General features: G+C 41.4%; 11 protein-coding genes. 6 read left to right on the top strand and 5 right to left on the bottom strand.

Going from position 1 to position 20405, the window contains the following annotated elements; all coding sequences use genetic code 11:
* The first annotated feature begins 18 nt into the window (after positions 1 to 18).
* Positions 19 to 4071, top strand: a complete 4053-nt coding sequence (locus tag L6494_RS26405; RefSeq protein WP_269139276.1) for a DNA-directed RNA polymerase subunit beta'' — start codon at positions 19 to 21, stop codon at positions 4069 to 4071.
* A 99-nt stretch (positions 4072 to 4170) separates the two neighbouring features.
* On the opposite strand, the gene L6494_RS26400 is transcribed toward L6494_RS26405, so the two are convergent.
* The gene (locus L6494_RS26400; RefSeq protein ID WP_237990724.1) at positions 4171 to 5037 is read right to left on the bottom strand and encodes a DNA adenine methylase; all 867 of its coding nucleotides are present in this window, start codon (positions 5035 to 5037) and stop codon (positions 4171 to 4173) included.
* Between the two features lie 58 nt (positions 5038 to 5095).
* Between L6494_RS26400 and L6494_RS26395 the strand changes: the two genes are divergently transcribed.
* Entirely contained in the window at positions 5096 to 5797 is a 702-nt protein-coding gene (locus L6494_RS26395; RefSeq protein ID WP_237990723.1) for a cytochrome b/b6 domain-containing protein, read from the top strand.
* A 180-nt stretch (positions 5798 to 5977) separates the two neighbouring features.
* On the opposite strand, the gene L6494_RS26390 is transcribed toward L6494_RS26395, so the two are convergent.
* The 3 genes from L6494_RS26390 to L6494_RS26380 form a co-directional block, all read right to left on the bottom strand.
* Positions 5978 to 7105, bottom strand: a complete 1128-nt coding sequence (locus tag L6494_RS26390) for a hypothetical protein (RefSeq protein ID WP_237990722.1) — start codon at positions 7103 to 7105, stop codon at positions 5978 to 5980.
* 77 nt (positions 7106 to 7182) lie between these two features.
* Entirely contained in the window at positions 7183 to 10584 is a 3402-nt protein-coding gene (locus L6494_RS26385; RefSeq protein ID WP_237990721.1) for a molecular chaperone, read from the bottom strand.
* 139 nt (positions 10585 to 10723) lie between these two features.
* Positions 10724 to 13273 (bottom strand): dynamin family protein, encoded by a 2550-nt coding sequence (locus L6494_RS26380; RefSeq protein WP_237990720.1) that lies wholly within the window; start codon positions 13271 to 13273, stop codon positions 10724 to 10726.
* Positions 13274 to 13461: 188 nt separating this feature from the next.
* Here L6494_RS26380 and L6494_RS26375 point away from each other — a divergent pair, with 188 nt between their 5' ends.
* Together L6494_RS26375 and ylqF are read left to right on the top strand one after the other, a co-directional pair.
* Positions 13462 to 13839 carry a VOC family protein gene (locus tag L6494_RS26375; protein WP_237990719.1) on the top strand — a complete coding sequence of 126 codons (378 nt, stop codon included), beginning with the start codon at positions 13462 to 13464 and terminating at the stop codon, positions 13837 to 13839.
* A 204-nt stretch (positions 13840 to 14043) separates the two neighbouring features.
* The gene (ylqF, locus tag L6494_RS26370) at positions 14044 to 14940 is read left to right on the top strand and encodes a ribosome biogenesis GTPase YlqF (RefSeq protein WP_237990718.1); all 897 of its coding nucleotides are present in this window, start codon (positions 14044 to 14046) and stop codon (positions 14938 to 14940) included.
* Between the two features lie 73 nt (positions 14941 to 15013).
* On the opposite strand, the gene L6494_RS26365 is transcribed toward ylqF, so the two are convergent.
* The gene (locus L6494_RS26365; RefSeq protein WP_237990717.1) at positions 15014 to 16495 is read right to left on the bottom strand and encodes a VanZ family protein; all 1482 of its coding nucleotides are present in this window, start codon (positions 16493 to 16495) and stop codon (positions 15014 to 15016) included.
* Positions 16496 to 17106: 611 nt separating this feature from the next.
* Between L6494_RS26365 and L6494_RS26360 the strand changes: the two genes are divergently transcribed.
* Both L6494_RS26360 and L6494_RS26355 read left to right on the top strand, forming a co-directional pair.
* Positions 17107 to 18747: an adenylate/guanylate cyclase domain-containing protein gene (locus tag L6494_RS26360; protein ID WP_237990716.1), complete on the top strand. Its 1641-nt coding sequence runs from the start codon at positions 17107 to 17109 to the stop codon at positions 18745 to 18747.
* Between the two features lie 272 nt (positions 18748 to 19019).
* Positions 19020 to 20387, top strand: a complete 1368-nt coding sequence (locus tag L6494_RS26355; protein WP_237990715.1) for an NAD-dependent succinate-semialdehyde dehydrogenase — start codon at positions 19020 to 19022, stop codon at positions 20385 to 20387.
* Positions 20388 to 20405: the final 18 nt, after the last annotated feature.

Raw genomic sequence — 20405 nt, 5'->3', positions numbered from 1 at the left:
ACTAAGGACTAATGACTAATGACTAACGAAAAAATGATTTTTCGCAATCGCGTCGTTGACAAAGGTCAACTGAGAAATTTGATTTCTTGGGCGTTTACCCATCATGGGACGGCGCGAACTGCGGTGATGGCGGATAAACTAAAAGATTTAGGATTTCGCTACGCTACTAGAGCCGGGGTTTCCATCAGTGTTGATGATTTGATGATTCCGCCTAGTAAGAAGAGGCTGTTGGAGGCGGCTGAGGAAGAAATTCTGGCGACCGAAGCTCGTTACCAACGGGGAGAAATTACAGAAGTAGAACGCTTCCAAAAGGTAATTGATACCTGGAACGGTACTAGTGAAGCCCTGAAAGATGAAGTAGTTGTCCACTTTAAAAAGACTAATCCCCTCAACTCCGTGTATATGATGGCCTTCTCTGGGGCGCGGGGTAATATCTCTCAGGTACGGCAATTGGTAGGGATGCGGGGACTGATGGCAGATCCTCAAGGGGAAATTATTGACTTACCTATCAAAACCAACTTCCGCGAAGGTCTAACTGTAACGGAATATATTATTTCGTCTTACGGTGCGAGAAAAGGCTTGGTAGACACAGCTTTACGTACCGCCGACTCTGGTTATCTGACCCGCCGTCTAGTTGACGTATCTCAGGATGTGATCATTCGGGAAATTGACTGTGGCACGACTAGAGGGATTCCCGTCCGGGCGATGACCGAAGGTAGCAAAACCCTAATCAAGCTATCTACACGCTTACTAGGACGGGTCATAGGAGAAGATGTCATACATCCTACGACAAAAGCAGTAATTGCACCCCGCAATACTCCAATTTCTGACGACTTAGCCAAAGAGATTGAAAAAGCTGGGGTGACACAAGTTGTGGTGCGATCGCCGCTAACTTGTGAAGCAGCCCGTTCCGTCTGTCAACACTGCTACGGGTGGAGTTTGGCTCACGCTAAGATGGTAGACTTGGGTGAAGCGGTGGGGATTATCGCGGCTCAAAGTATCGGTGAACCTGGAACACAGTTAACCATGCGGACATTCCACACTGGCGGTGTGTTCACGGGGGAAGTAGCGCAACAAGTGCGTTCCAAGGTTGATGGTACTGTTAAGCTGCCAAAAAAATTGCGGACAAGACCCTATCGTACCCGCCACGGGGAAGATGCCTTGTACGTGGAAAGTAACGGGATTCTGATTTTAGAACCACGTAAGGAAGGGTCTGAAACCCCAGTACCCCAAGAAGTTAATCTTACCCAAGGTTCTACACTATATCTATTTGATGGGCAGTCAATAAAAACTGGTCAGTTACTGGCAGAAGTTGCCCTAGGCGCACGTACTACCCGTACCAATACAGAAAAAGCCGTGAAAGATGTGGCTTCTGATTTGGCTGGGGAAGTGAAGTTTGCGGAAGTAGTTCCTGAACAAAAAACAGACCGTCAAGGCAACACCACCATCACAGCCGCCAGAGGTGGTTTGATTTGGATTTTGTCTGGGGAAGTTTATAACTTACCACCAGGGGCAGAATTGGCAGTCAAAAACGGCGACGCAGTAGAAACTAACGGCGTTTTGGCAGCAACTAAATTAACAACTATACACGGTGGTGTCGTCCGTTTACCAGAAGCTACTCCAGGTAAGAGTACCAGGGAAATAGAGATTATCACGGCTTCTGTGGTTTTAGACCAAGCTACAGTTACCGTTCAAAGTTCCCAGGGGCGCAATAATTACTTAGTCACCACTGCCAATAACCAAGTATTTAACTTGCGGGCCACACCAGGCACAAAAGTTCAAAATGGTCAAGTGGTAGCTGAGTTGATTGATGATCACTACCGTACCACCACAGGCGGCTTCTTGAAATTTGCAGGTGTAGAAGTCCAGAAGAAAGGTAAAGCCAAGCTGGGCTATGAAGTGGTACAGGGCGGCACAATGTTGTGGATTCCCGAAGAAACCCACGAAGTCAACAAAGACATCTCCTTGCTGTTGGTAGAAGATGGTCAGTATGTCGAAGCTGGCACTGAGGTCGTGAAAGACATCTTCTGTCAAAACAATGGTGTAGTTGAAGTCACCCAGAAAAATGACATTTTGCGGGAAGTGGTGGTGAAGCCAGGGGAATTGCTGATGGTAGATGATCCAGAAGCAGTGGTTGGGCGTGATGACACATTTCTGCCGGCTGGTGAAGAATTGTTGGGACGAATTTTCACGGAACTACGTTACATCCAGTATGTGGAGTCACCAGAAGGCCCGGCATTATTAAGCCGTCCAGTTGTGGAGTTTGCTGTACCGAATAATCCTGATGTGCCATCCACTACCTCTGTTAGCCAACAAACAGGACGTTCGATTCAGTTGCGGGCAGTACAGCGTTTGCCTTACAAAGATTCTGAACGCGTTAAGTCTGTAGAAGGTGTGGAACTGCTACGTACCCAATTAGTTTTGGAAATTGAGCAGGATGGCGAACAAGAACATAATGCTTCTCCCCTAGCAGCAGATATTGAATTAGTCTCTGATGCTGAAAACGCAGAAATTCAACGCTTGCAGTTGGTAATTTTGGAATCATTGGTCATCCGTCGTGATATTGCGGCTGATGCCACCCAAGGTAGTACCCACACTACCTTACAAGTAAAAGATGGCGACACGATCGCACCTGGTTCTGTGGTAGCAAGTACCCAAATCCTGTCCAAAGAAGGTGGGATTGTGCGGGGTGTGCAGAAAGGCACTGAAGCTGTGCGTCGTTGTTTGGTACTGCGTCACAGTGACATGATCACAGTGAATACCAGCGTCCAACCCAAAGTAAAAGCGGGTAGCTTAATCGTCGCGGGGACAGAAATTGCCCCTGGAGTTTTAGCTGAAGAATCTGGGCAAGTTGTCTCAGTCAAAAATGCCGCCGCCACTTCCACAACTCAAGACTCAGCCCTCAGCACCCAAAACTATGCGGTGACTATCCGCGTGGGTCGTCCTTATCGAGTCAGTCCTGGTGCAGTGTTGCAGATAGAAGACGGCGACTTGGTACAACGGGGCGATAACTTAGTGCTGTTGGTGTTTGAACGGGCGAAAACCGGGGACATCATTCAAGGTTTGCCTCGGATTGAAGAACTGCTAGAAGCCCGGAAACCCAAAGAAGCTTGTATCTTGGCAAAACGCAGTGGGGAAGTCAAGGTAGTTTACGGTGATGGCGATGAAGCGATCGCTGTTAAAGTCGTAGAAGCCAATGGTGTAGTTACCGATTACCCCCTAGGCCCTGGACAAAATTTAGCCATGCCAGATGGTTCTCCTGTGACTGTTGGACAACCATTGTGTGATGGGCCTTCTAACCCCCATGAAATTCTCGAAGTCTTCTTTAGCCTAGGTTCAGAAGACGGAATTTATGCTTGCGCCAGCCACGCCTTACAAAAGGTACAGACATTCTTAGTGAACGAAGTGCAGATGGTTTACCAATCCCAAGGGATTGATATTGCCGATAAACACATCGAAGTCATTGTGCGCCAAATGACCAACAAAGTCAGGATTGATGATGGTGGTGACACTACTATGCTTCCTGGTGAGTTGGTGGAATTACGCCAAGTTGAACAGGTAAATGAAGCTATGGCTATTACTGGCGGTGCTAGGGCGGAATACACCCCAGTATTGTTAGGGATAACTAAAGCATCATTGAATACTGATAGCTTTATTTCTGCTGCATCCTTCCAAGAAACCACACGGGTTCTCACGGAAGCGGCGATTGAAGGTAAATCTGATTGGTTACGTGGCTTGAAAGAAAACGTAATTATCGGTCGATTGATTCCGGCGGGAACTGGTTACAATACCTACGATGAACCCGGTATGATTGATGATTACGCGACTTTAGATACCACCAGTGTTTTAGATGAAACTGATGATCCACTGGATATGGTGCTAGATGACCGCACAGCTCGTGCCTACAATTTAGATACGCCTGGTTTGGATACTGGATTTACCAATCGTCGGGCAATTCTAGATGATGATGACTTAATCGCAGATGAAATTCATGATCTCATAGAAGATGACCAAGGCGACGACTATGAGGAAGAAGAAGAAGATGACGATGACGAATATGACGACGACTAAATCCTCAAAGTAAACACGGAAATTTAAAAGGTAAAAGAAATTATTCTTTTACCTTTTTTCTTTTTTAATCACTTTCCCGGAAAGACCGCAGGGGGAACGTTAAGTCAAAATATCAAGTTGCAATTGTAAAGCTGAATTATTAATGCTATTTTTATTGACAATTTTATAGTTATTAATAAATAACTCTTTGCCCTTGGCTGCTCGTCCTTGCTTATAATTATTCATGCCATATTGTAACTCCCATTCGTAGATATGAGCATCTTTAAAGTTATCTCTAATTCGTGGTGAATCATCATAAGTGATTAACCATTGATGGTGAGATTTTTGTAAAATTTCCGCAAATCTATGATGATCAAAAGATGTATGTAAATCACCATCCCTACCATATAGTTTAGATTTGGTAGCACTAAAATATGGCGGATCTAAAAATAAAAATATATTTTTACCATCTGCATTTATTACTTCGCTGTAATCCAAATTAGTGATTTGAATATCTGGGGTTAAAATACTTGCTAATTTTTCTAACCTTTCTATAGAAGAATAAGTAAACCTTTTATGAAAAGCTTCTTGAGAAAATCCCCCTGATTCTACAGTTCCCGAAAAAGTAATTCTATTAAGTACAAAAAAGCGGACGGCTCTTTCTAAATCAGATAGGCTATTAACATCAACACTGGTTAATTCTTTAAATAATAATTTACCATCTCTATATTTAGCTTTAATTTGATGTACTTCTGCAACTAATCGAGATATATCAGATTGAGCAATTTTCCAGAATAGAAATAACTCTTGATTCAAATCATTAATCCAAAATTTCAGATGAGGAAACTTTTGTTTTAAGTAAATAAAGACTGAACCACCACCTATAAATGGTTCACGAAATTCAGCAAAACTTTCTGGGAGGTATTCAACTATCTGATTGATAGCTTTTGATTTACCGCCAGGATAGCGGAGAGGGCTTTTAAGCATAAATTGACAAATATTTAAATAAATGTATATTAATTTCATCGGTATTTAAATAGTTTATATGTCTCGTTCTACCCCCTACCAACCATTGTTGTTACGTATTCTGCATGGTTTAACTGGCATTTTAGCGATCGCCGCCATGATTACAGGATTTTTGGTTTACAATACTTTTGATGGCAGATTTGGTAAAATCCTAATTCCTCGCATCAATGCCATTATAGATATTCACGGTACATTGGCAGTTTTTTTCTTGGTAGTTTTTCCGGCGATCGCACTCTATAGTTTTCATGCTGGGAACAAACGACTATTACAACAAGATTCTTTACAAAAGTTAACTGAGTTTGGTAGACCGATTTGGTGGGTGAGTTTGCACAGAATCGCTAATACTCTCATGTTGATAGCTTCTGTTTTAGCTTTGATTTCTGGCAGAATGATGAAGGAAGAATGGCTACCTACAGGAGAGTTAAATCACAGTTGGTATTATCTGCATCTGATTGCTTGGGTTGTGATAATTTTCTGTTTGGCTATTCATGTTTTGATGTCTAGTAAGGTGGGTGGTGTACCTTTATTAGTTTCGATGTTTTTGTTGAAGGTACGCACAGAAGATACCCCTAGTCATTGGTTGAATGGTTTGCGTGGTTGGTGGGGTAATTTATCGGCTAATTTTGGGACGGGGAATAATTTGCTTTTGAGGGTTGTTGAGGTAATGGTGTTATTGGGAATTGTGGCGGCGTTTATTTTACCTTTGCTTGCTGGGGGTTGAGGGTATTATTTTTAAACGCAGAGGGGCGCAGAGTTCACGCGGAGGAACGCAAAGTTTATGAACAGTCAATCAAGGTTTTTGGAGAGTGAGTTAGAAAAAGTTCATAGAGAAGAAATTGAAACAATTACCCGTTATTCAGAAATTACTGCCGTTAATCCTAGTGCAATAGTATAAATTTTTCTAGCGTGATGAACGAAAGATGACGCGTCCGGGAATTTCTTCGTTGTTAATTCTGGCATAGACTCGCAGACAGGTTAACACTTCACCGGGGATTCCGCCGCAGTCTAGTTGTAAGTCATCTTTGGTTAATGCACAAATGTCAGCATAGATTCCTGTTAGTTGACGGATTCGCACTTCGTAACCTGCATTAGTTGCGATCGCCACAACTTTTTTTAAAGCGCGTCTTGATTCTTGTTGCAGTTTACCCCACCAAGAATAACGTTCGGCTGGGGGGACGAAGATTAAGGAGTGGATGGCTTCATCCATGTCAATCCAGGCGCGTAGCATTAGCAAGGGATCGGTAGTTTCTTCGGCTTTTTTGGTGCGGTGGAAGCGATCGCCTAAAGCTTCAAGATATTGTATTTTTTGTTCTGGCTGGGAATGTAGAGGAATCACGTCAAAGCTAAATACACTCTTTAAAGCATGATGTAACTCTGGTTCAATTTCAATAAATTTAACTAATAAAACTAGGAAACTCGCTAGTAAAGTTAATTCCTCAGAAGCATATTCTGGGATAATTTTAGTCTGCTCAAGGGCTTTTTGAGACAAGCATAATCCTGGGGAAATCACCGTACCACTGAGTCCGGGGTAGATGATTTCGTCTCTGATGAAGGGTAAATGATAGAGTTGAGAATTATCGATACCTCCGGTAAACTGCGCTAACGCACCCACTTCTTGCGCTAAGTCTAAAGCGCGTTGTCGCCAAAATTCCGCCAAATCTTCGGGAACTCGCAACAGTTTGCGATGGATTTCGTTCCACAAGTCAGAATCTGTTTGACTGTATAGGGGTGCGTCTCCTAGATATAAGCTGAGTTCTGAGTCAGATTCAAATGCGGCGCGGAGATAATCCAACTTTGATTCTGTTGAGTTGAGTGCGTTAACGCAGCCTACCACAGGTATCGCCGCTTCCTTTACTTGTAGCAGATGATGAATTTCTTGCAGCACCTCATCGCACACCTTAGCACCAGGGTCATGGGGATATTCTGCTTGCGCTTGTTTTAGCGAAGCTTCGAGTCCATACAGACTGTACCGCAATAACTGGGCTAACTCTGAATTTTCTATTGCTAATAACTTGTAGAGATACTGCATAAGTATTACCTTTTTTTATCCCACGCAAAGCCGCCAAGAAACCCTTTGCGCCTTTGCGCCTTTGCGCGAAATAATTCCTAATGTATACCGCAAAAGGGATCACGTTCTTTATCAACTTCATTGGGTTGTAAGTCCAGTTCAGCGATATAAACACATCCTTCGTGTGTGAGACATTCTAAATGAGGTGATGTCCAGTAAGGTACGTCACCAGCATGAATACGCAAAATACCTCGATTATCAATAGTGACGCGATATTGACAAGGGTAATCTGTGTTGACATCGGGTTTACGCAATGCGCCGATGCGTATCCATTTTTTGGTGTTGGTTTGGACATCGGTTTGGTACATATAAAAGGTGTGCTGGCTAGCGTGGGGGAAGGGGGGTAGGGGGTTACTGATTAAACCGTTTCCTGGTTGGGATGTACCATCGCGCAGATAATGGAATTGTTGCAGGGGTTTGTTACCGTCTTTGTCTACTTCAAAGACCAAATGATAAGCCTCTGGTTGATCTACTGTGGCTGATTCGATGACGTTGACGGCGATATCACCATCGCTTAAGTCTTTATCAGGACGTTCGACGGCGATGTTCCATTTCAATTTACCGTCAGCAAATAATGATGTTTCTGACAACTGTGATAATGCTGCGCCGATATCAATTCCGGGGACATCTATTAAATAGTGGGGATTTCCTTGACACAGTAGGATGTTAAATTGCAGGGTTTGGTCAATCTCAAACTGGACTTTGATTTTTCTGAGAAATTCCGCTTCTTCCATCCCCAGTTGTCCCATGAGGTTTTTACCGTCGAAGCTACCCCACAGGCGTAAATCTCCGGCTTCGTAGTCTTGGCGATAAATGATGTTTGTTAACTGTGTCCCTACCCAATTTGTGCGAACTTTGGCGACGTTTTCTGAGGGTGAAAGTTGATAGAGTTCTTGTCCAGCTTTGAAGACTGTGAGGAGGTCGTTACTTTGGGTTTTGCGTTTGAAGTTGCAAGGTAGATAATAAAATAGGTTTTTAACGTCTATTTCTAGCTGGTTTGCGCCTTTTCGTAGCAATCCTTTCGATTCTTCGGGGTCAAATCGCAGTCTCCGCAGTTTCTCGGCGTAACAAGCACCGGCGGAGGTGGCTAGTTTGGTGTACTCCAAAACAAAGGTAATACGTTCGGGATTCCAAACAAAATAGGGGGATTTGCTAAATTCTTGGTAAATTTGGCGTTGTACTAGGTCAAGATTGCAGGTTTTACCGGAGAGGATTAACCAGTCAACTTTATGGGTATTCCAGGGATCTATATTGTTGTCGTCGGGACGTAATCGGCTTTCCATTAAGCCTTTTGCAATTCCGATCGCTTCTTTGATGGCTGAGGCGGCGGCGCGTTCAAATTGCTGGCTGTCTAAGGTGACGCAAATATTTTCTGAGTCTTTTACCTGGAATTTAATCGCGCTTTGGGTAAGGAGTTCGGCAATTTGCTGTTCGGAAATTGTGAAGGTTAATAGGGAATTTTCAATTGCTGGTTTCTGCCCCAGTTTGAGTTTAGCAGTTTCCGCATGATCCCAAAGGGTGTAAAAGCTTTGCAGGCGTTGGGGTGCTTGTTGCCAACGGGTGGGGATGACTTTTTCGGCGGTATCTAACGCATCTTTATAGGCTGCGTCACCTTCGGGGTTTTCTTTATCGACACATTTTAATAAACTTCCGCTTTTAAATTTACCTTGTTCTAAAAAGCGTTCGTTTAATTCGGCGTTGATTAAATCTTCTAGTTTGTCGCTTTCGATGTCGCCTCTGGTGACTGCTGTTAATAAAAAATCAGCGATCGCAATTTTCAATAATCTAAACACCCTGAGTGTAATTAACTCACCACCTAACTGTAAGTGTCCAGAAGAACCCAACAATTTCGGAGTCAGTTTATAATAACGTCCCCCTAAACCTCGGTCTTCATTATTGGCAAAGTAGGGGGTTTTATCTTCTAAGGTGAGTTCAATTAATGCTAAGTCTGTTGTTCCGCCACCAATATCTAAAACTAGAACATTTTGTGACCATTTATTATTTTCTTGGCGACAACGGGTTTTAAAAGATTCAATCCCAATGTTGAGATTTCCGCCAAATTCTCGCCATAAAAAGAAGATAGCTACAGATACAGCTTCATCATAGGCGGTTTGAACATCATCAATCCCCAACTGTTCGACTAATTCTTTGACTTCCTTCCTAACTACAGGAGGTGCAACGGTGGGGTAAGTTACAACTGCTGTTAAAAATTCCCCTTCCGAAAATCTGCGTCTGGCGCGTTGACGATAATCTTCCGTTAATTCGATTAAATGCGCCCATGCTGCTTGGATGAGTTGGTTAACATTAATAATATCTTCTTCTCCATCCAACATCACGGAAAAATTCCGATCCTGTCCAAAATAACGCTTGGGGGAATGGTGAAATCTGCTGATAATTTCTTTTAATGAACTGCTAGTACCTTGCGCGATCGCCTTTTTTCGATTATCCCTAGCTTCTCTCCCCATCCGCAGTTTTAAATTTTCTAAACTGGAAACTTCTAACTCACTGGGTATCTCTGTATCTCGGCGGTCAATATCTAAAACTACCGGGATTAAATTCTGTGATTCTAAAGTCGGGACGCGGAAGACCTCATGATATATCTGGTAAAGTTTTTTGCTGACGGCGTGGCGGAATCTATCGCTATTACCTAAACATAGTTCGATTTGGCGAATTGCTTCTAAAAATCTACCTTTATTATCACTACTAAAAACTTCACTTAAATTACTGGGTTCGATTTCGAGATTTTTACTAATATCAACAATAAATTTTTCCCATTCACTTTCGTTTACCTCTGGTAAAGCAATGGAAGCGGGAGAACTCAACCATTGTGACAGGCGATCGCGTAATCTGATTTCCTGTTCTTTTGGTAAAACCTCCGCAATGGGGACTTCAATGGGGTCAAAAAGTGTCACAGTAGAATTTGATGTACCGAAATCTAACGCCAACCATCCAGGAAAGCGTTTTTTGGGTTTAACGTTGGTAGGTTTTTCGCTATATATTGGACTAGGAAGTTCAAACGGATTTGACCCCAGATTATTTGGTGTTTTTTGTTCCATAGGTAGTGACCACAGATGACAATAAGCTGCTACTTTTTGCCGTACAGATAACAGTGGATTTCCTGAATTGTCAGAATCAAAATATTCCACCATTACCCGTAAATGACAATTGATTTCTTTGGTAAGAGGTTGATCTAATTTACAAGGATACTGTTCTAATTGACCAATTTGGGAGATTTTGGGAATATCAGAATCAAACTTTTTATACGCTTGTTGAATTTTGGTTGCTAATTCGCCTGGTATGCCTTTAACTGTGCAGTTGATTCGGGAAATATGAGGTACGTTGTTTCCAGAACCAAGTAATTGAATACTTGGTAATTCTAAATACTTCTTATGATTAACCCGCACTTGAAAGCGAGGCACAAGTTGAATCTCTACAGGCATTTTTTATCTTCCTTAAAAGGCGGAACTTACCAATTCAAAATTCAAAATTCAAAATTCAAAATTAAGAATTAAGAATGGTAACAGAAATCAGAATAAAACCAGCTTTATATCAGGGTTGTAAATAACTCCTGATTACTGTTTACTGATTAGCCATTAGGGAATCAGAAATGTTAGCAATTTCTGTGAGATTCTGTAGCCAAGTAGGGACTGCTACACCTGATTGGGTGTCACCAGCCGCGATAAATCTTAGCAAGCTATCTTTTTTGGAGATGTTTTGCAAAGTGGGAATAATTTGATCCAAAATCCCCTCTAATTCAGCATTAACTTGTTGATTAACTTCGCTGACATACTGTACAAGATGTAAGCTAGCACTCGCTGTAATTTCATCACGCAATCTTAATACAAATAACTGGTGATTAGCTGACCTAGGTAGACCTTGATTTTTTTCTGGCGACCAATCAAAGATTTGACCAATATTGTGTTTTTCATCCTGACGCGCCAGAGGAAACATAACTTCAGGAATGAGAGATTTATCTTGTTGATTAATCTCCTCTAAAATTACGTCTTGCCATTTATTGGGGTCGCATCCTAACAGTAATTGGTAAAATAAATCAGCTTCTTCTGTCCCAAATTTCGCTTCAATTTCTTGTTCCATTTCTGGTGTCAAAATTGCCAAGAGGCGATCGCGCTCTGGGGCAATTTGGTGAGATAATTTACTGAGTAAGTCTACTACAGCCTGACGGATGCGATCGCGGGCAAATTCTTCAACTTCTTGCACAGTCTTCGCAAAGGCTGGATAAAAGTCATCGCTTTTGGTCGGGATGCTATTATTTGTTCTATTACCTCGGTCAAATAATTTACCTGCTGCACCCTTAGATTCTGTTAATGTAATCATGCCATTGTTGACTTTGTTAAATAATAAAGTCCACTGACTCCAACTAATAACTCTAAAAGTCAGTTCGTCTTTGACTACATCACTAACCACTGTTCCCCGACGGTCTTTGAGTGGTTGTGTACCTAAATCTTTCTGGAAATTACGATAGGTTTTATCTAAATTTTCAATCGCATTTCTAAAATCAACTAAAGCCTGAGAGTCACCAATAGGAATACCTTGGGCGTGAATTTCGGCAATAATACCTTTGAGGTTCTCTTGTTGTAATTGTAAATTCTCAGCCGCGCGACGGGTATCTTCATACAGTTGCTTCAGTCCATGATTCGCAACGTGATTTTGAATTAATTCCCGCAGCTTGGCGATACCCCCATCTTGAGCAAAGTAACCCAACTTACGCCCTAAATGGTGACGTGCATCTGATTCTAACAGGCGATCGCTCAACCGCCGCCATTTTTGTTGCAGTCGCTTCGATCTCTCCAGATATTCAGGATAATCTAAGTTTGCCAAAAACTCTGTTGAACCTGCTTTCACACTACTAGAACGCTTGGCTAACTCCGCAAGTCCCAATAGGGGGGATAGCAAAACGATGCGGTCTTTGTTGATGGTAAAAGCACTCGCGCCGTCAATAGTGGTTTGCAAAACTTTGAGTTTTTGCAACACCATATCGGCTGTGAGGTGGGGGGTTTGGCTGTCATTAATTAGTGAGTCTAATTCCCGTTCACCGCCTTCACTTTCTAAAGGTAACTGGTCAAAACGTCCCACCCCCACCAGAATTAAATCCTTGAGGTCTTGTCCAGGACGCTGTTGTTGCATCATCGTAAAAATTTTATTCGCGCGATCACTCCCCGGTGATTTACCATTCAGGAGTACCAAAATTGTCTGCACTTCCGCCAATTCTCGCAGTGATAAAAAGGTATCCCTCGCGCCAGAATTCGCCGCACCCAAACCCGGAAAATCTAACAGAATAAATTTATCAGCACCTGTAACATCCCAAATTTCTTGGGAAATTCTCACTTCAATATCAATACGCCGAATTAAGGGAAAACTATTTTGTAATAACTTGGTGGGTAAGTTTTGCGGTGGACTCGGTAAACGAATATGCGCTGGCGGTAACTCTTCAAAGCTAAGAGTTTGGATAGCCATTGGCTGTTCTGCTAACTGTAACCCATCCCGTGCCGTAGCTGCATCAATTTCGTAGCGTCTACCACACAACGCCTCATAGGAACTGTAGGCGCGGAGAAAAACCACCAACTCCCGCAGCAGGTAACGTAATTCCAAATTATTGCTGATATTCCAAGTTTCCTCACACCAGCTAAGAATGTCTTTCCCAGAGTTGAGTTTAGCCGGTGGTATGGGGGGAAGTCCGGCTGCTGTTGTGCGGCGGTTAGCCTCCCCCAGCATGAAGCGCAAGCACTCATTCACCCCTTCCCGACTCAAATATTCCACAGTAAAGTTACCCACCTGTGTTGTTGAGAAGCCCGCTTGGGGGATGATATGAATAGCGGTGACGTTACCTGTAGTGGGATTCTCACTAATGGGTAAAGCATCGCCATAGCCAATTAAGCTGCCTAAAAGTAAAGTTTTGCCACTACTAAACTCTCCCATCACGCCAATTTTTACAGGCGAAGTAGCAAGACCTACAGTTTTCTCCGCAGCTTCCCGGAGACGTAAAATACATTCATCTAAGCTAGTAGGAATCCAATCTTCTTGTTTAGAAGGATTTTGAGGAACAGAATCAATTTTTTCAAGTATAAGTTCGCCGTACTCTTTAAAACGTCCTATTTTTTCTAGTTCCATAGAGTAGCCTGCCAATAATATAATTTTCTGTGAGTTTTATAACACAAAAAAGGCCTGTAACTTTTATATTTACAACTTGTCTAGGCTATCTTTCGGAAGATTTTGCGATAATTTACTCTTTTAAAGACTGGAGTTTTTATCAGCTTACATCAGGGTGAAAACGTGATAATTTTGGATAATTAACAAATATGAGTTTTTCCTATCAGGATGCACTATTAACTATAGCAACCCTAAATCTAGATAAATTAGCCAATTTTTATACTAATTTATTGACACAAAAACCAATCACTTTTATACCAAATGTATATGCTGAGTTCCAACTTACTGGTATAAGAGTAGGGATTTTTCAGCCCAAAAAAACACACGAGTCTGAATTTCAACACTCAGCTACAAGTAAAATGAGTATGTGTTTAGAGGTAAATAACTTAGAAGACGCGATCGCCCACCTCACAGATTTAGGTTATCCCCCACCAGGAGAAATTGCGATCGCCTCCCACGGTAGGGAAATTTACGCCTATGACCCCGATGGTAATCGTCTGATTTTGCATCAAAGCCATAAGGGATAATAAAAATTCAAAATTCAAAATTCAAAATTAAAGAATTTTCCGTTGGGGATTTAAACCCCCACTAGAAATATGCTACCTGTAGACGTATGGGTCTTAAACCTTTGAATCTACGATAATCAGTAGATAAGTAGAGGCATAGAGGAGAAATTTTTATTCCCATGCCCAATCCCTAATCCCCAATCCCTAATCCCCAATCCCTCAACTATGGGCTTAACAAATAACTATAAATTAAATTTGATCCAGTGGTATCCGGGTCATATTGCCAAGGCGGAAAAGAATCTCAAAGAACACCTATCGCGGGTAGATGTGGTCTTTGAGGTACGAGACGCAAGGATTCCTTTGGCGACACACCACCCCCAAATTGATGAGTGGGTGGGAAACAAGGCGCGAGTTTTGGTGTTGAATCGCTTGGATATGATACCGCCCCAAGTGCGATCGCTGTGGATAAATTACTTTAAAAATCGGGGAGAAGAACCCTATTGTACCAATGCTCAACACGGTCAAGGTGTGACTGGAGTTGCTAAAGCTGCCCAAGTAGCAGGGGTAGAACTCAACCAAAGAAGACGCGATCGCGGAATGTTACCCCGTCCTGTGCGCGCTGTGGTGATTGGTTTTCCTAATGTTGGTAAGTCAGCTTTAATCAACCGTTTATTAGGAAAGCGCGTTGTCGAAAGCGCGGCTCGTCCTGGGGTGACGCGTCAACTACGCTGGGTGCGAATTTCCGATCAGTTGGAATTATTAGATGCACCTGGAGTCATCCCTCTGAAGATGGGTAATCAAGAAGCAGCCATAAAATTGGCAATTTGCGATGATATTGGTCAAGCCGCTTACGATAATCAGCTAGTAGCCGCAGCATTCGTAGATTTACTAAATTCCTTAGCAGAGCAAGCGGGTGAATTATTACCAAGATCACCCTTGTACTCTCGTTACGAACTCGACCCCATCCCCCACACAGGAGAAGCTTACTTACACGCCTTAGCCGAATATCGTCATAAAGGTGATGTAGAAAGAACTGCTAGGGAACTTTTAACAGATTATCGCAAGGGTTTACTAGGAACACTACCTTTGGAATTACCGCCCAACCTATATAGCGTTTCTTAATCAGATGAGGTATATCATAGCCCCCTCCTTGCTTGCGGGGAGGGGGTTGGGGGTGGGGTTCTTGTACAGACGGTTAGTTTTTCAATTTTACTTGAGAGGCTCTTGCTTTCAAGAACAGCATCGTTCCTGCTGTAAATGTTATTCCCATTAACAAGTTTTTAATACTAAAATGTTTACCACTTTCACTGACTAAAACAACTTCTAGGATTAAAGAAGGGAATAATATTCCACTATAAACAACTTTAGAAAAGATGAATCTTCTTTGTGTTAAGAAAGTGAGGATAGTTAAGCCGATCCCTAGGGGTATAAAAGTTAGTGCATAGTAGAAAATTCTTTGTTGTTTGGGAATTAACTCTAGTAAGTTAAAAGAGTGAACATTCTGTAGGTTATCTATATAAACTTGAATAGTTCCTCTAGCATAAGTAATAACTAGATGATGTGGTTTGCTGTCCACAAAAACATTAGGTATATTCAAGTTTAGCTCTGACCCATTCTCTCCAGTAATGGGTGTTCTTATCCGAAAATCTAGGCTATTACCCTCTTGTCCTACAGTTAAATTACGTTGGAAGGAATTATCAGAAATAGAAATAATTCTGGCTGGACCATCCTGTTCTGTATGCGCTGTCGCCACAATAGCACTAATAGTCACCTCTGAGGTTTGACTGATTTTTTTGCTTAGTTCTGTAACAGGTGCAGATGTTTTTAGCCAATGATTGTTGCTCAAAAATACACCTTGACTTTCATCTTGATTTATAGAGTCACCTTGCCAAATTAATTTAGGTAGTTGTCCCGTTTGGTCTTGATTACAACATTTCCCAGTGAATTGATAGTGAGCTAATAAGGAATCGCCAATATGATCAAAATAATTGGTGTTTGTTAAAACCTGTCCTATTTGATTCCTTGATAGAGCTTGATCAGCAATATGAATTTCAGCTATATATCCTTCCCACGGTTTATCACCAGTTCTTTCATTACCAATTACTAGTGGATAATTAACATCCCAATTACTTAAATTAGTGGTGCTTTGCCATAATAGTGAAATCAACAAAGTTACAAAGAGATATCCTCCAAAAAATCCTAATATTTGCTGATTAGATTGACTAACTCGACTAGTTTTTATTCTCTCCACGGTCATATTAAAACTTTTTCTATTCCACAAGTAAAAGCAAATAAAACCAAAAAATCCTCCTAGGCTATTATTGAGCAAATCCGCAGGTGTCGGCATTCTAGAAGGTAAAAAGATTTGTAATACCTCTACTGTCAATGACAAACTAAAACTTGCTAATATAACGAATAAAACTTGTAATAGACTTTTCGTTTTCAGATTTTGTAATAGCCTGGCTAAACTAAAACCTAAAGGCATAAATAACAAAATATTATTTACCTGATCTTGAAAAGAGCTAGAGTTATTAAAACTGAGAATAAGTTCAGTTAACGAAAAATTATCTACACCTGAAAAATCAAATGGATAAAGTGTAGCTAGCAATACAGCTAAAATACTAATACTGCACATTAGCCAATTATATTGTTGTAAATATTTCTGCTGATGATTCATCTTTCAATATCTGTTGAGCAGTAAGCGATGTGTGAATTAATGCTTGGCTATTAATTATCAATAATGAGCATATAGGAATCCGATTTGATTAATGAAACAATCTAAGTAGAAGTAGGGTGTGTTAGGCGTAAGCCGTAACGCACCGAAGGCGTTGGGGAAGGTGGGTTACGCTGTCGCTAACACACCCTACTGAACTATTTATCTGTTTAAAAATCAAACATGAGTCTTATATAAAATGCTTGATAGAGACGCAAAATAGATGGTGCTTTTCTAATATTATTCACCCATTTATATTTCGCCCTAATTATATATATTTTTTGTGTAAAGATATTACGAAGAAAATGTAAATATACATTTATTTTGGCAAATAATGAAGATTCAGTTGAGTGAGTGGGAAAAATTGTGTAAGTCAATACAGAACTCCGACTTCTTTAAGAAACCGGGGTTATTATCCAAAAAATCCTGAAAAGAACAGATATATATGTAAAATTTAATACCAAGACTTGTCGATCGCCATGAACAATGCCATAAAGAAATGGTAAAGAGTTCATAAATATCCTGCAAACCAGATATGTTTGCGCTCCCAACCCCAAAATAGACAAATCACACCCATGACTGAACTGACTTTACACTTAAAACAGGGAGATATAGAAACAACTGTCACCGTGAATCAAGATGTATTCACAATAGGTCGTTTGCCAGAATGTAACTTATATCTACCTTTTGGGGGGGTTTCCCGCAAGCACGCCCAACTCGTAAAAACGGCTGATGGTACATGGATAGTTGAGGATTTGGGTAGTAAAAACGGCACACAGGTTAATCAAACAGTTGTCAGCCAAGCCCAAAAGTTACAACATGGTGATGTAATTTGGTTGGGTAATGTAAATTTGGTGGTATTATTTAACTCGCCGCTTCCCCCGCCACCATTTAAACCAGTAACTATTTCAGATAATTCTGAGCAAAGAACGATTTTTCGTAACGTCAAACAACTACAACAGCAGTGGATAGAAGCGAATAGTAATGATGGTGATATTAGCGATAAAAATAAAACTATTGCCAGGCTCAAAGACTTAGTAGATATAGCCAAAAACCTTTGTGCAGCTGCATCTATAGAAGAAATTTTTTCTCAAGTTCAACAAGTTGTATTTCGCTACCTTAGTAGTATTGATAGATTGGCTTTATTAATTGATGTACATGGTTGCGGTAATTTAGAGTTAATCAATGCTGGTACTAGAAACCAAACTCAACAGCAATATCTCTTAGCCGATGGTAGTTGGATTAGTCGGAGTATCTGCCAAAAAGTCTTTGAAGAAAAAGTAGTAATTCAAACTGCTGATACCCAAAAAGATGAAAGATTTTCTGGTGAACAAAGCATTTTACTCAAAGGTATTCGTAGTGCTATGGCTGTCCCTTTATGGGATGAAAATAAAGTAGTGGGTGTACTTTATGCTGATGCTCATTTGTCTTCTTATCATTGGGAAAAAGATGGTGAAGAAGAACTCAGCTTTTTTTCGGCTTTAGCTAATCTTGTAGCATCGAGTGTACAACGTTGGTTACTTGTAGAAAAACTCAAAACTGAAGAAGTAATTCGTCATCGCTTAGAACGCTATCATTCACCGGCAGTTGTGCAGCATTTGATTTCTGTCGGTGGTTTACCAGATGGTCGTTTATCACCTGCGGAAAGTGAAATTAGTATTTTGTTTGCAGATTTAGTTGGTTTTACTGCTATTTCTGAGAAATTAACACCAACTGCGATCGCGCAATTATTAAATAATTTATTTGAAGAAATGCTACAAGAAGTGTTTGCTTGTGGCGGCACTTTAGATAAATACATCGGTGATTGTATCATGGCATTTTTTGGCGCACCCGAACCGCAAGCCGATCACGCCGATCGCGCCACAGCCACCGCTAAAGGTATGCTAATTCGCCTAGAACATCTCAATACCAACGGTTTCTGGCATGAACCCTTACAATTACGCATTGCGATTAACAGTGGTAAAGCAGTTGTAGGAGATGTCGGGAGTTCCCAAAGGGTAGAATACACAGCATTAGGTGCTACTATTAACCTAGCCGCAAGAATGGAAGCAGTTTGTCCTCCTAGTGAATGTGTTATTAGTGAAGCTACCTATCAATTACTTTCACAACCTGAAGACTTCCAAGAAATGGGAGATTATCGCTTTAAAGGTATTGATAGATCAGTCAAAATTTATCAAACAAAATTGCATAATTTAACGGCAATTATTAATCATTAGTCCGATGATTTAGGGTTAAGTATTTTAACTATTTATCTCTGTGTCTCTGTGTCTCTGTGGTGAAAAGAGAATTTTTTTAACACAGAGACACAGAAACACAGAGAAGATATTAGATTATTACTGAGAAAATTAGTGTAATTTTAATTGCGAGATTTTAAGTTGGAGAGACTAAGCCTTTGCCAAAAGACTAGAATTTGGGTGGTGGCTTCCTCAAGAGATGTGTGTAAAACTAAGAAGCTACCTCAAGCTATTTTAAAACGGGAGGTCAGGCAATGGCGATCGCCACTATCAATCCCGCTACTGGGGAAACGCTCAAAACCTTTGAGCCACTCAATGATGCAGAAATTGCCACTAAATTAGATTTGGCACAACAGGCTTTTATACAGTACCGTCAGACGAGTTTTACACAGCGATCGCAGTGGTTAAATGCAGCTGCGTCAATTCTAGAGCAAGACAAGGCTGATTTCGCTAAAATCATGACTCTAGAAATGGGCAAGCCTTACAAAGCTGCGATCGCAGAAGTCGAAAAATGCGCTTTAGTTTGCCGTTACTACGCTGAAAATGCTGCCGATTTTATGGCTGATGTCTCGGTAAAAACTGATGCTAGTCATAGTTTTGTCCGCTACCAACCATTGGGTATAATTCTCGCCGTTATGCCGTGGAATTTCCCCTTCTGGCAGGTGTTCAGGTTTGCCGCGCCGACACTGATGGCGGGTAATGTCGGCTTACTCAAACACGCTTCTAATGTGCCACAGTGCGCTTTAGCTATTGCAGATATCATGCAACGGGCGGGTTTTCCTGAAGGTGCATTTCAGACTTTATTAATCGGTGCAGCTAAAGTTGCTGATTTAATGGCAGATGACCGGGTAAAAGCCGCTACTTTAACCGGAAGCGAACCAGCCGGTGCATCCCTAGCGGCGGCGGCAGGAAAACAGATTAAAAAAACAGTTTTGGAATTGGGAGGAAGTGACCCATTTATTGTCTTAGAAAGTGCTGATTTAGAAACAGCAGTAACCGCCGCGACAGCCGCACGGATGTTAAATAATGGTCAATCTTGTATTGCAGCCAAACGCTTTATTGTCGCCGAGGCGATCGCAGATAAATTTGAGAAACTACTGTTAGAAAAATTCACAGCCTTAAAAGTTGGTGATCCCATGCTTCCCGACACCGACTTAGGCCCTTTAGCAACACCTGATCTTCTCCAAGATTTACACCAACAAGTACAAGTTGCTGTCAAAAGTGGGGGAAAAGTCTTAACAGGTGGGCATCCTTTAGCAGATATGCCTGGCAACTTTTATCCACCAACCATTATCATAGATATCCCTGTTGACTCACAGATTGCCCAAGAAGAATTTTTTGGGCCAGTAGCTTTATTATTCCGTGTGCCAGATATAGATACTGCGATTAAACTAGCAAATGCTACACCCTTTGGTTTAGGTGCAAGTGCTTGGACAACCAACGACCAAGAACGCGATCGCTTAATTACAGAAATAGAAGCAGGCGCAGTATTTATTAACAGCTTAGTTAAATCCGACCCCCGACTACCATTTGGTGGCATTAAGCGTTCTGGGTATGGACGAGAACTAAGCATTCAAGGCATACATGAGTTCGTAAATGTTAAAACAGTTTGGGTCAAATAGGGATTAGGTATTAGGTAC

Origin of the sequence: Nostoc sp. UHCC 0870, assembly GCF_022063185.1 — a bacterium.
Classification (GTDB): Bacteria; Cyanobacteriota; Cyanobacteriia; order Cyanobacteriales; family Nostocaceae; genus Trichormus.
This window is presented reverse-complemented; position numbering and strand designations above follow the sequence as displayed.